This is a genomic window from Pedobacter sandarakinus (assembly GCF_026240095.1).
Lineage (GTDB): Bacteria > Bacteroidota > Bacteroidia > Sphingobacteriales > Sphingobacteriaceae > Pedobacter > Pedobacter sandarakinus.
In genome coordinates this window covers 401,460-415,462 of the sequence record NZ_JAPIVG010000001.1, presented here as the reverse complement: position 1 = coordinate 415,462, position 14,003 = coordinate 401,460, and the positions used below count along the sequence as shown (strand labels likewise).

The 14,003-nt window shown below is 39.4% G+C and carries 8 protein-coding genes; all 8 read left to right on the top strand.

The genetic code is table 11. From position 1 onward, the window contains the following. Positions 1–228 precede the first annotated feature (228 nt). The gene (locus OQ268_RS01635) at positions 229–3,369 is read left to right on the top strand and encodes a SusC/RagA family TonB-linked outer membrane protein (RefSeq protein ID WP_265854318.1); all 3,141 of its coding nucleotides are present in this window, start codon (positions 229–231) and stop codon (positions 3,367–3,369) included. Positions 3,370–3,379: 10 nt separating this feature from the next. Next, on the top strand, positions 3,380–4,909 hold the full coding sequence (locus OQ268_RS01630; protein ID WP_265854317.1) for a RagB/SusD family nutrient uptake outer membrane protein: 1,530 nt from the start codon (positions 3,380–3,382) through the stop codon (positions 4,907–4,909). An 85-nt stretch (positions 4,910–4,994) separates the two neighbouring features. Beyond that, positions 4,995–6,398: a glycoside hydrolase family 30 protein gene (locus OQ268_RS01625; RefSeq protein ID WP_265854316.1), complete on the top strand. Its 1,404-nt coding sequence runs from the start codon at positions 4,995–4,997 to the stop codon at positions 6,396–6,398. 14 nt (positions 6,399–6,412) lie between these two features. Further along, positions 6,413–8,164, top strand: coding sequence for a cellulase family glycosylhydrolase (locus OQ268_RS01620; protein ID WP_265854315.1), 1,752 nt, complete (start codon positions 6,413–6,415; stop codon positions 8,162–8,164). A gap of 89 nt (positions 8,165–8,253) precedes the next feature. Continuing rightward, a complete protein-coding gene (locus OQ268_RS01615) occupies positions 8,254–9,375 on the top strand; it encodes a multiheme c-type cytochrome (RefSeq protein ID WP_265854314.1) in 1,122 nt (373 codons plus the stop codon). 60 nt (positions 9,376–9,435) lie between these two features. After that, the gene (locus OQ268_RS01610) at positions 9,436–11,760 is read left to right on the top strand and encodes a TonB-dependent receptor (protein WP_265854313.1); all 2,325 of its coding nucleotides are present in this window, start codon (positions 9,436–9,438) and stop codon (positions 11,758–11,760) included. 4 nt (positions 11,761–11,764) lie between these two features. Further along, positions 11,765–12,565 (top strand): DUF4249 domain-containing protein, encoded by an 801-nt coding sequence (locus tag OQ268_RS01605; RefSeq protein ID WP_265854312.1) that lies wholly within the window; start codon positions 11,765–11,767, stop codon positions 12,563–12,565. Positions 12,566–12,618: 53 nt separating this feature from the next. Next, positions 12,619–13,578 (top strand): 2-hydroxyacid dehydrogenase, encoded by a 960-nt coding sequence (locus tag OQ268_RS01600; RefSeq protein WP_265854311.1) that lies wholly within the window; start codon positions 12,619–12,621, stop codon positions 13,576–13,578. Positions 13,579–14,003: the final 425 nt, after the last annotated feature.

Here is a 14,003-nt window from a genome sequence, read left to right as displayed (position 1 = left end):
AAAACTTATGATCAATCTTAATTACTGATTATCAATGGTATACATTCATGTTGTAGTGGTTATGTAGTGCCTATCCTGATACTTTTACAGTTTATGTGGGGCTTCTGTATGGTTTGTGTAGTAGTAGCAAATTGTGCATTCTTTATAAAGCAACATAGCTTTGGTTTATGCATTTGCTGAAGTTGCAATGCTAACAATTAACCAAATATTAACATTAAACTAATTTCTATGAGAGGAAGATTTACATTCGTATTCTTCATTTACTGTTTCTTAGCATTTCCCCTTGCGCTGATTGCGCAGGATATTGCCGTTACAGGAAAAGTAACAGACCAAAGCGACGGACAGCCATTGCCGGGTGTAACTGTAAAGCTCAATGGTTCAACCCGTGTAGCATCTACAGATGCAAGCGGTGTTTTTTCTATTCAGGCGCCCGTTGGCGGAACACTTACCTTCAGTTTAGTTGGGATGAAAACCCAAACCATTACTATTCCTGCAGGTGGCCGCGTAAATGTATCACTTGCAACCAGCGCACAAGATTTAACAGATGTTGTAGTGGTTGGTTACGGTGTTCAAAAGAAAAGTGTTGTTACAGGCGCAATATCTAGTGTGAGGGCTGCAGATTTAGAAAACCAACCTACAACTACCCGTTTAGAACAAGCCTTGCAAGGGCGTACATCTGGTTTAACCATTGCTGCACAGTCAGGCCAACCTGGCTCCGCTTCTACAGTAAGGCTAAGGGGTTTTACCTCGTTTGGCGGCAAAAATGATCCGCTTTGGGTTATTGATGGAGTTGTAGTTGATAACGGAGGAATAGGTTATTTAAACCAGGCCGATATCGAGTCGATTGAAGTATTAAAAGATGCGGCCTCTGCCGCTATTTATGGTGCCAGGGCAGCATCCGGTGTAATCATCGTTACAACAAAGAAAGGTAAACAAGGCAAAATCGAACTTAGCTACAACGGTTACTATGGTGTTGCCAGCGCAGCAAAGAAATTGAACTTGTTAAACGCAACGGAATACGCCACACTAAGAAATGAGGCCTATACAAACGACTTCGTTTCTGGAACATTTACTTTGCCTTATGCTAATCCTGCTGCTCTCGGTCAGGGTACAGATTGGCAATCTTATGTGTTTGATGATAATGCTGCACGCCAAAACCATGAATTATCCATCAGCGGTGGCAGTGAGAAATCGACGTTTTATTTATCTGCGGGGTATTTGAAAGTTGATGGGATTGTGGCTCAAGATATCTCTAAATACAACCGTGCAAATATCAGACTCAATTCACAGCATAAATTGTACAAATGGCTTACACTTGGCGAAAATTTAGGATACAGCCATGCCATTACCAATGGTGTAGGCAATACCAATAGCGAGTTTGGCGGACCATTAAGTTCGGCTATAAACTTAGATCCGATTACACCGGCAATAATTACCGATCCTGCTGTTGCAGGGGCAGCTCCATATAGTACGCAGCCAGTTTTTAGAGATATGAATGGTAATCCTTACGGAATATCAACCCGTGTAGCACAAGAGATTACCAATCCATTAGGAGATATCAGAAGAAGAATCGGAAACTACTCATGGGATCATAATATTGTTGGGAATGCTTTTGTAGAAGCAGAACCAATTAAAGGTTTAAGATTCCGCTCTACGTTGGGTTCTAAATTGGCATTCTATGGTAGTGATGGTTTTAATCCGATCTATTATTTGAATTCATCAACATCAAATAACAGGACACAATTTTCGAGAAATATCAATTACGTTATTACCTATAATTTAGAGAACACGGCATCATATACCAGATCATTTGGCAATCATAACCTAAGTTTATTGGTTGGTCAGGGATCTTACAGTGATGGATTTAGCCGAAGTGTAAGCACTACATTTTATGACGTGCCGGCTCAGGATTTCTACTCCGCTTCGATGCGATTTAAACCTGTTGCTGCAAACAGAACATCAGATGGTAGTGAAGGAACAGATCACAAAGTATTTTCTTTATTTACCCGCTTAACCTATAACTACAAAGAGAAATATTTATTTTCTGGCCTTATTAGAAGAGATGGCTCATCTCGTTTCGGTGCAAATAATAAATACGGATATTTCCCATCAGCACAAGTTGGTTGGGTGCCAACAAATGAAGATTTCTTCCCAAAAAACAACATCGTAAATTTCTTGAAAGTTCGCGGTAGTTATGGGGTAACCGGAAATGATGGTATTGGCGATTTTGCTTACGTTCCCTTAGTTGGAAGTGGTAGAAACTACACTTTCGGAAACGAGAACATCGTAAATATTGGCTATAGTCCGGCTGCTTCTGCAAACCCCGACTTGAAATGGGAAGAAACCCGTCAAACAAATATCGGTATCGACGCAACCCTATTTAATAACTTCAACTTGGTTTTAGATTGGTATAAAAAGAAGACCGTTGGTATTCTGCAGAATCCACCAGTTCCAGGTTATATTGGTAGCGGTAGCCCGGCAGCGAATATTGCAGATATGTCGAATTCCGGATTTGAATTCGAGGTAGGTTATCGTAAAAAAATTGGTGAAATTAATTTCGGTCTTAGCGGTAATGGCTCATTTTTGAAAAATACTATCGACAAATTAAGCCCAGGTGTTAATTTTATCGATGATAGTCAAGCCACTTTCCAAACATTGGGCAATATCACCCGTACGCAAATCGGTCATTCTTACAACGAATTCTTCGGTTATGTAAACCAGGGTATCTTCCAGTCTCAAGCGGAAATTAACGCTTACAGGGGGCCAAATGGAACTATTCTTCAGCCACTTGCAAAACCAGGCGATGTTAAATTTGCCAACATAAATAATGATGAAGTAATTGATGTGAATGATAGAGACTTTATTGGTAATGGCTTGCCTAAGTTTACTTATGGTGTAACCCTGAACCTGTCTTTTAGAAATTGGGATTTGATTGCCTTTGGTAGCGGGGTTGCAGGAAACAAAATTTTCCAGGGATTGAGGAGATTAGATATTCCTAATGCAAACTACCAAACATCGAGGTTGGATCGTTGGACACCAACCAACCCGTCTACTACTCAGCCACGCCTTACTGATTCTGATCCTAATAGAAATCTAACCAGATTCTCTTCACTTTATTTGGAAAACGGAGGTTATTTCAGGCTAAGAACTTTCCAGATTGGTTATACCTTACCTAAAAACATTGTAGGCAAAATTGGTATGCAAAAGTTCAGGGTTTATGTATTATCAGAAAATTTATTCACTGCAACGAAGTATACAGGTTACGATCCAGAATTGGGTTCTAATAATAGTGGAAATGCTTTCAGTATCGATCGTGGTTTATACCCACAAGCCCGTTCTTTTGTATTTGGTATTAATGCTAATTTTTAAATAATTGATTATGAAAAAAAGAATAACATACACAATCGCAATCCTAGCTGGTTTGCAGTTGTTGGGTGGTTGTAAAAAATACCTGGATATTAACCCACAAGAGCGTATCCTATTAGATAATTATTACAAAACACCACAGGAAGCCAAATCGGCGTTAATTGCAATTTATGATCGTTTCGGTTTCCAAAGCGGGGGATTATATGATAAAGTTGCAATTATGGATGCAGCCTCCGATGATCAAATTGCTGGTGGTGGCGGACCTTCAGACATTAACGATCTGCAGGTAGTAAACAATTTTACTTTAAACTCTACCGTTGGTCCTCAAGGTTATTTATGGAATAAAGGTTATGCAGGAATTTTCCGGGCAAACGTATTTCTATCCAAAATTGGCGATATTAATATGGATGCCACTACTAAGAATAGCTATATCGCTGAAGCCAAAACCTTAAGGGCTATCTTTTATTTTGATTTGGTTCGTTTCTTTAAGAATATTCCTTTGCTTACCTCTGCCGTAGATCCAAAAGACATCTACAATGTTACCCAGGTAGCACCTGCCGACATTTATGCATTGATAGAGAAAGACCTTACAGAAGCTATTCCAGGATTACCAAATACTGTTGTTGCCCGCACCGACGGTGGACGTATTACAAAGGGAGCAGCACAAGCCATGCTCGGAAAAGTATATTTGTGGCAAGGTAAAAATGCTCAAGCCGCAGAACAACTGGCTCTTGTTAATGGAAGTACACCCGGACAAGCAAATGCGACATACGGATATAAGTTGTTAACCAATTTCGGAGACTTATTTAAAGTGGCCAACAAATATAATTCAGAATCCATTCTGGAAATTGTTCATGCCAACTCTTCAAATGGCGGATGGAATGACGCAGGTGCCTCAGAAGGTAATTTACTAAACATTATTGTTGGTCCGCGGGGATATAAACCAGGTCCTGGTGCTCCAGATTACTATTCAGGATATAGTTTCTTATTGTTTACTAAAGATTTCTTTGATTTCATTCATTTTGACCCTCGTAACAAGGCTACAGTAGCTAACCTAGATAGTTTAGAGAAAAATGGTATCGCTACTTATGAGAAGGGGTATCAAAATACTGGTTATTTCCTTGAAAAAACAATCGGAAGAGTAGCCGATAAAGCGCCAACAGGGCAGACAGAGTTAAATTTTCCACAAAACTCATATGAAATTCGTCTGGCTGATACATATCTACTAGAAGCAGAGGCGCTATTGGCAAGCAATGCTGCGGTTGGTCCTGGCACCCGTGCTTATCAGCTGTTAAACGCAGTGCGTGCACGTGTAGGCTTAAATCCGGTAGCTGTAAACCTAGATAATATCATGAGAGAGCGAAGATTGGAATTGGCGGGAGAAGGACATCGTTTTCTAGATCTTGTGCGTTGGGGCAAGGCCGCAACTGCACTTGCTTACAAAGGCTTTAAAGCTGGAAGAAATGAGATTTTCCCAATTCCACAAGGTGAATTAGCCAATACGAAGTTAGAGCAAAACAAAGAATACGGCGGAACTAAATAGCACGCTGAATTACGCTTATCATTAATTGTTAACAGGAAAGAGAGGTTTCTCTTTCCTGTTTGTTTAATCTGAAATTGTATCCCGAATGATAAAACCCCAATTCTTTATCCTCTCCCTTACCATCTTTATTTGCTTCTCCTTTGATGCTCTAGCCCAGAAAAATGCCACGGTATGGCTTACCAAAGCAGACCGTTCTTCCTTATTCAAAAAACAAGATATTCCTTTAATCTTTACAACAGAAAAAAATTCATTTCCAACTATTTTAATAGATGATAAGCAACAATACCAAACGATAGATGGATTCGGTTTTGCCTTAACAGGAGGAAGCGCTCAGCATATTGTTAAGATGTCTGCACCTGCAAGAGCGGCTTTGCTAAATGAACTTTTCGGAACAAATGGTGAACAGATTGGCGTAAGCTATATCCGACTAAGTATGGGTGCTTCAGATTTGAATGAAAAAGTTTTTTCTTACAATGATTTACCAGAAGGAGAAACGGATTTGGAACAGGCAAAGTTTGATTTGGGCGACGATAAAAAGGATGTGATTCCGGTGATGAAAGAAATTTTATCCATCAATCCTAAATTAAAAATTATGTCCTCCCCGTGGTCGCCACCGCTTTGGATGAAGACCGCATATGATGCCCGGGGAGGAATGTTGAAACCTGAATATTACAGTGCCTATGCAAAATACTTTGTTCGGTATGTAGAAGAGATGAAAAAACAAGGCATTACAATTGATGCTATAACGATACAAAATGAGCCCCTTCATCCGGGAAATAACCCTAGCTTATTAATGGTTGCCCCCGATCAGGCAAACTTCATAAAGAATCATCTTGGTCCCGCTTTTGAAAAAGCAAATATCAAAACTAAAATTGTAGTGTACGATCATAATGCAGATCGACCAGATTATCCAATTAGCATTTTAAACGATCCTGAAGCAAATAAATATATAGACGGGGCGGCGTTTCATCTTTATGGAGGTAAAATAGAGGCGCTGTCTGATGTACATGAAGCACATCCCGATAAGCATATTTATTTTTCGGAACAGATGGTGGTTGAGCCTGCTGATTCCAAAACGATCAATATTATTAATCCTGTACGTAGGTTAATTATTGGTGCCACTAGAAACTGGAGCCGAAATGTTTTGGAATGGAATTTGGCCGCCGATCCAGAAAATAAACCTTACACCGATAGGGGCGGTTGCTCGATGTGCCAAGGGGCAATTACTATCGATAAAGATCAATACAGTAAAAATCTGGCATTCTATTCCATTGCACACGCTTCGAAATTTGTTCGCCCGGGTGCGGTTAGGATAGCCTCGAATGCACTTCCAGAATTGCCCAATGTGGCTTTTAAAACAGATAAAGGTCAGCAGGTTCTTATTGTAGCTAATACAGGCAAGAACAAAGTTTCATTTAATATCAGTCATCAAAACAAAGTGCTAGTTGCTAATCTCGATAGTGGATCCGTAGCAACCTACATTTGGTAATTAACTCAATAATTATGTCTTATTCAAGATCGATTTTACTACTTTTTTTATTTAGCTTATTTTATTTTCAGGGATTTGGTCAGGGTTTTCTAAAAGCCAATGGTAAAATGATTGTAGATGAGAAAGGCAACAATGTATTGCTTCGTGGCTTTGGTTTGGGCGGTTGGATGTTACAAGAAGGCTACATGCTAAAGATTAATAAAAATGGGCAGCAATACAAAATTAAGGCCGGTATTGAAGAATTAATGGGTGCTAAACAAACGCAGGCTTTTTACGATGCTTGGCTTGCAAACCATGTACGCAAAATTGATATTGATTCCCTAAAAAGGTGGGGGTTTAACTCAGTTCGCCTTCCAATGCACTATAATCTTTATACGCTACCCGTCGATCAGGAACCCAATAAAGGAGAGCAGACTTGGCTAGATAAAGGTTTTGCCCTTACAGACAGCCTACTATCCTGGTGTAAGGCAAACCAGATGTATTTAATTTTGGATTTGCATGCCGCACCTGGCGGACAAGGAAACGATGCGAATATTGCCGATAGAGATCCATCTAAACCATATTTGTGGACCAGCGAGGAAAACCAGAAGAAAACCATTGCACTTTGGAAGAAACTTGCTGAACGTTACAAGAACGAACCTACTGTGGCTGCTTATGATATTTTAAATGAACCTAATTATGGTTTTCAAAATCCTGAACAAGATAGAAACGGTACCAAGGAAAAACTTAATGCCCCGCTCAGGAAATTAATGGTTGAAATTACCAAGGCCATCAGGGAGGTAGATCAGAAGCATATTGTTATCATAGAAGGAAACGGTTGGGGAAATAATTACAACGGCATTTTCCCACTTTGGGACAGTAATACCGTAATCAGTTTTCACAAATATTGGAATTATAATGATCAGGCATCGATTGCAAACATGGTTAAGGCCCGCGATGAGCAAAATGCACCTATATGGGTAGGCGAAACAGGCGAAAATTCCAATGTTTGGTTTCGAGATGCAATTCATCTATTCGAAACAAACAACATTGGTTGGTCTTGGTGGCCGTTGAAAAAAATAGGTGCTAACAATCCAATGGAGATCAAGTCCAATCCGAATTTCGAAGCAGTTGTAAAATACCTGGATAATGGCGGTGAGAAACCAAAAGAAAGCAATGTGTACAGCGGTTTAATGGAACTTGCAATTTACAGCCGTTTAGAAAACACGATCATACACCACGATGTGATTGATGCGATGATTAGGCAACCATTTAATAATGAAACAAAACCCTTCAAGCCAAATCTAATCCAAAGTAATAGTATCATATATGCGGTTGATTATGATTTGGGCAGAAATAACTTTGCTTACTTTGATAAAGACACAGCCGATTACCATGTTGCTACCAACAAGAGATCTGCAGGGAATAGGGGTAGAATTTATCGTAATGATGGGGTTGATATTGAAAAAGATGTAAATCTATATGAAAAATATTATGTGTCTAGTATAGAGCAAGGAGAATGGCTTCAGTACACCTTAAATGTGAAGAAATCTGGCACATATACTCTGAAGGCAAATGTCGCCTCCAAAAATGATGATGGAAAAGTATCATTTAGTATTGATAGTGAAGAAGTTTTAAGAAATATTACCATTCCATCAACTGGTAACGATAAAGTTTTTAGCCTCTTTGAAGTTGGGAAAATTAAACTGAAAAAAGGAATACATAAAATTAGAATCAAAGCAGATGAAGGAGGCTATAATTTTAGCTATCTTCAATTTATAAAATAATCAACAAATTATCTACTTTGAAAGGTGCTCCACGTATTTTATGTTTTTTAGGCGTAATAGCAATTGTTATTCTAGTGCTATCTAGGTGTATGAATGTGGCCGATAGCTTACCAAAAGACATCAGGGGAGACGATTATACTGGGGCACAGACCTGCGCTAAATGCCACCAAGAGCTATCAACATCTTATGCGCACAGCCCTCATGGGTTAACTTCGAAACCATTTGAATCGGGGACGGCCTTAGCAAAGTTACATCCAGATGCTAATTCTTTTACCTTTAATGACGAGCAAAAAGTTTTAATCGAAAACAGAAATGGCCAAGCTTACCAGGTAGCCTTTCATTCCGGCAAGGAAGTTCGTTCTGAGAAATTCGACATCATTTTTGGTTCGGGAGAAAAGGCTTATACCTATGGCTATTGGAAAGGCAAGAAGCTCTACGAATTGCCGCTTTCTTATTTTACAACAATACAAAGCTGGGCTATAAGTCCGGGTTTTCCAAGCAACACATTTTATTACGATAGGGGTATCACTAGCAGATGTTTAGAATGCCATGGCTCTTATGTAGAAAAGAAATTAACTCAAAAATCTACCTTTTCTATTGACGAGGAAATGGAAAAGGGTGCTATAATTTATGGTATCGATTGTGAGCGTTGTCATGGTCCAGGAAAGCAGCATGTTGTTTTTCATATGGAAAATCCCGAAGAGAAAACTGCTAAGTTTATTACCCTATATAAAACATTAACGCGGAAACAAAAGATGGATGCCTGCGGGGTTTGTCATTCTGGCAATACGCTTATGGTGCAAAAATCTGTTTTTGGTTTTAAACCTGGCGATAATTTAGATGATTACTATACCCAGGATTTTGTTGGTTTTGGTGGAGGTGATCGTGATGTACATGGGAACCAAACGCCCATGCTCATGACCAGTGCCTGCTATCAAAAAAGCGAAAATATGACCTGCCAGTCTTGCCACAATTCACATCAAGACGTAAAAGGTAACATGGCTATTTTCTCCCAAAAATGCATCAACTGCCATAAAAATACCAAACACAGCAGCGCAACATTAGCTAAGGGCGTTTTGGCCAGCAACTGTATCGATTGCCATATGCCTAAACAACCTTCTAAACTTATTTCTTTTCAAATGGCAGGCAAGGAGCATGCTAATCCATACTTGTTACGATCGCACAAAATTGCGGTATATCCTGTAAACTAGCCCATTTACATTTTTGTAATGCGTACATTTAGCGCTCCATTAAAAAGGATATTAGCTAGCATGTTATCAAAGTTTTGGTTATTCACAATCCTCTCTATATTTTTTTATCTACCTGTTTCGGCGCAGGGAAAGTTTACCTTAAGCGGAACCATTCGCGATGCAAGTTCTGGGGAAACCTTAATTGGCGCTACCGTTAAATTGTTTGGCGCTACAAGCGTAGCTACCTTAACCAATGGATATGGCTACTTCGCTTTAACCCAACCTGCCGGCTCATATACTGTAACCATAAGTTATACGGGCTATTTATCAGTAACAAAAACAATTGTATTAGATCAAGATACCAAGCTGAACCAGGAACTTAAATCTGCGAACGATCTTGCAGAGGTGACCGTAAGCGCCAACAATCGTAAAAATGAAAATGTCAAAAGTGCGCAAATGGGCTTAGAAAGAGTAGACATGAAGTCTCTCAATACAATTCCGGTTTTGTTGGGCGAGAAAGATGTGTTAAAGACTATTCAGTTGTTACCTGGTGTAAAATCTGGGGGTGAAGGCAATACGGGCTTCTATGTTCGCGGCGGTGCGGCAGATCAAAACTTAATTATTTTAGATGAGGCTGTAGTGTACAATTCTTCTCATTTGCTAGGCTTCTTCTCTACTTTTAATGCCGATGCCATAAAAGATGTGAGTTTATATAAGGGCGGGATGCCTGCGCAATACGGTGGACGTTTATCTTCCGTGTTAGATGTGAAAATGGACGATGGAAACAATAAAGAATTTAAGTTTCAGGGCGGAATAGGCTTAATAGCTTCACGGTTGAAGGCAGAGGGTCCTATTGTGAAAGATAAGGGATCATTTATGGTAAGTTTTAGAAGAACTTATATCGATCTGTTTTTAAGGGCATCGCCAGATTCATCCATCAACGGAAGTACATTAAATTTCTACGATATTAATGCCAAAGCCAATTACAAGATAGACGATAAAAATACCATTTACCTATCGGGATATTTTGGTAAGGATAACATTGGTGTTAAAGATCTTTTTGAAAATAACTGGGGAAATGTGACTACTACCATACGTTTAAACCACATTTTTAACGATCGCTTATTTTCGAACACTTCGTTAATTTACAACAACTATAACTATACGGTGCGGCTATTAAACGATATCACCAACTTCAAGGCAACCTCGCTGGTTAGGGATTTCAATTTTAAAGAGGATTTACAATACTTTAGCAACAAACATACGCTTAGGTTTGGTATTAACGCAACCCATCACCGTATTTCTCCAATTGATATTACTACTAGTCAGGCTTCGCAGGTAAACCCGCTTACGCAGGAAAAAAGATATGGTTTAGAAAGCGCTGCCTATGTTTCTGATGAATGGGCTGTTTCGGAAAAATTAAATCTTTTATACGGAATGCGCCTGGCTGCATTTTCGCTTTTAGGGCCTGGCAACTTTAGTAAGTACGATGCTGGTGGAAACATCATTAGTACAGAAAATGCTACCAGTGGAAAGTTTTACAAAAACTATTTGAACTTAGAGCCCCGCTTTTCTGTTAGTTATTTATTTAACGAGCAAAATTCTGTTAAGGCTTCCTACAACCGCAACACCCAGAATATTCATATTCTAACCAATGCTACATCAAGCTCACCTACCGATCAATATGTGCTAAGCAGCAACAACATCAGACCTGAAATTGCCGATCAGGTAGCTTTGGGTTATTTTAAAAATTTAGATGAAAATAATTATGAATTATCTGGCGAAGTGTACTATAAATGGATGCAAAATCAAATCGATTACAAAAACGCTGCTCAGCTGCTTGCCAATGCTAACGTTGAATCAGAGTTGCTTTATGGAATAGGGAGGGCTTATGGAATGGAATTGTTTTTTAAGAAGAAATTTGGAAAATTAAACGGTTGGGTGGGCTACACCTTATCACGTACAGAAAGGAAGTTTGCGCAGTTGAATAACGGAAAATATTTCCCTGCGAGGCAAGATCGTACTCACGATCTATCGGTTGTGGGTATCTATAATCTCAATACCCGTTGGACTTTCTCGTCGAGCTTTATTTATAGCACAGGAAATGCAGTTACTTTTCCAGCAGGGAAGTATGTTATTGGTCAGCAAACAGCCTATTATTACACAGAAAGAAATGCTGGGCGAATGCCTTACAACATGCGTTTAGATTTGAGTGCCACCCTGGAAGGAAGAAACAAAGGTAGGTTCCAGTCGAGCTGGAATTTTGGCGTCTATAACGCACTGGGGCGTAAAAATCCGTATTCAATCGAATTTATTAATGATCCCGCAGATCCGATGAAAACAGTTGCCGAGCAAACTTCCCTTTTCGGATTGATCCCATCAATCACCTGGAATTTTAAATTTTAATTAAATGGAAAAAAAACTATTCATATATGTTATCGCCATTATTTGTCTTTTCTCCTGCAAAAAGATTATTCAAATTGATACTGACAATGCTGAACCTCAAGTGGTAATTGAGGGTAAAATTATCGATCGATTGGTAGAGCAACAAATCATCATTAGCAAAACCGTGAGGTACGATGAAGCCAATAGTTATCCAAAATTGTCTGGCGCAAAGGTAACGGTAAGCGATAGTCGCGGGAATAATTTTGTTTTTGCAGAAAAAGAACCTGGAGTTTATGTAAACAGAATGCGAGGCGTTTCGGGGGTAACCTATAATTTAGATATTACTGTTGACGGCAAAAATTATAAAGCAAGCTCTACCATGCCTAAGTTGGTAAAATTGGATTCTATAGGGGTAATAAAGAATTCTTTTTTTGGCAATGAGCGCAGAACGGCCGCCGCTTTCCTGGTAGATCCGGCTGATGAAATCAATTTTTATCACTTTAACTTGTACGTAAATTCTCGGTTTTCTAAACGTATTTACGTTAACAATGATCGTTTAACCAACGGCAACAAACTCCGTATTCAGCTTTTTTATGATGCAGATGAGGATGACGACGGCGGTTTAAAAAGTGGTGATAGCGTGGGCGTAGAAATGGAATGTATAGATGCGAATATGTTTGATTATTGGTACGCATTGAGCGAGCAATCTGGCCGTGGACCAAACCAAGGTACAACTCCTGCTAACCCTACATCAAACATCAGCAACAATGCATTGGGATATTTTAGTGCGCATAGTTACCAAAGGTTAAATGCAACGGTAAAATAATTTTGTTATTTCAGATAGTCAAAACTCACCAAATAATTAGTTGTTTCTAAAGCATGAAGGTATTTATAAGCGGTAACATAGCCAGTGTAGGCTTAGAAGAATTGGAAAGTAATGGCATTGCAATTACCCAATGGAATGAAGATAGACAAATTACTGCCGCGGAATTGATTGATGCCTGCCAGGGGCAGGATGGGTTAATTAGTGTTGGCCCCAATAAAATAAATGCCAAGTTTTTAAATGCCTGCAAACATCTAAAAGTGATTGCATTGCACTCTGTGGGTTTCGATCAGGTGGATGTTGCGGAAGCCAAGAAGCTGGGCATCTCAATTGGCAACACGCCAGGTGTTTTAAGTGGGGCAACTGCAGATACTGCCTTTTTGTTAATGCTGGCGGTTTCGAGAAAAGCGTTTTTTCTTCATAAAAAAATTATAAAAGGAGAATGGCGAAATTATGAGCCTACACCGGAGTTAGGTATTGATTTGAATGGTAAAACCTTAGGTGTTTTTGGATTGGGGAAAATCGGTCTCGAGATGGCCAAAAAATGTTCTGGCGCATTTCAGATGCCTATTATTTATCACAATAGAAAGCGTAACCCCGAGGCAGAAAAGGAAGTAAATGCCACATACGTTTCTTTCAAGGATTTATTGGCGCAAAGCGATGTGATTTCAATACACACAGCGCTAACTGATGAAACAAAAGGTAAATTTTCTTTAGATGTATTTAAGCAGATGAAAGCTGGTGCCATCTTCATCAACACGGCGAGAGGTGGTATACATAATGAACAAGACTTAATACGTGCGCTTGAAGAGAAAGTCATTTGGGGTGCTGGTTTAGATGTAACCAATCCGGAACCGATGGATAGAAATAATCGCCTTTTGCAAATGGAAAATGTAGCAGTATTGCCGCACATAGGTTCGGCTACAAAGGAAACTAGAGATGCTATGGCAAAACTAATTGTCGGAAATATTATGGCAGGCTTAGAAGGTAAGCAACTGCCTCATCCTATTTGGTAATTGGGGCTTAGTTCAATATCAAGCAGTCGTATCCTCTAAACTGAAGAGATCTTTGGAGCTAAATTTTTTACGTTGAAAGATGTCTCTGTTACGCTCGAAATGGCGGTTGGTCTCCTTTCACTTCATAAGCACAAATTAGAATAGCTATCTTGACGGGTGGGAAGCTGGGAAGCATTGCAGGCGCAGATATCTCCCGCGGATTTCTCATATTTGAAGCAGAAGGTGTCATCTTATCTTGTGAACTGCAGAGATCTTTGGAGCTAAATTTTTTACATTGAAAGATTTCTTTGTTACGCTCGAAATGTAAGTTGGTCTTCTTTCACTTCATAACGACGTATTAAAATAGCAGGTTCAAGACTTGAAATACAACCCATTTTTTTCATAGCTGCAATGTCGCAGTGATTTAGCTAGCGTTAACGATGGAA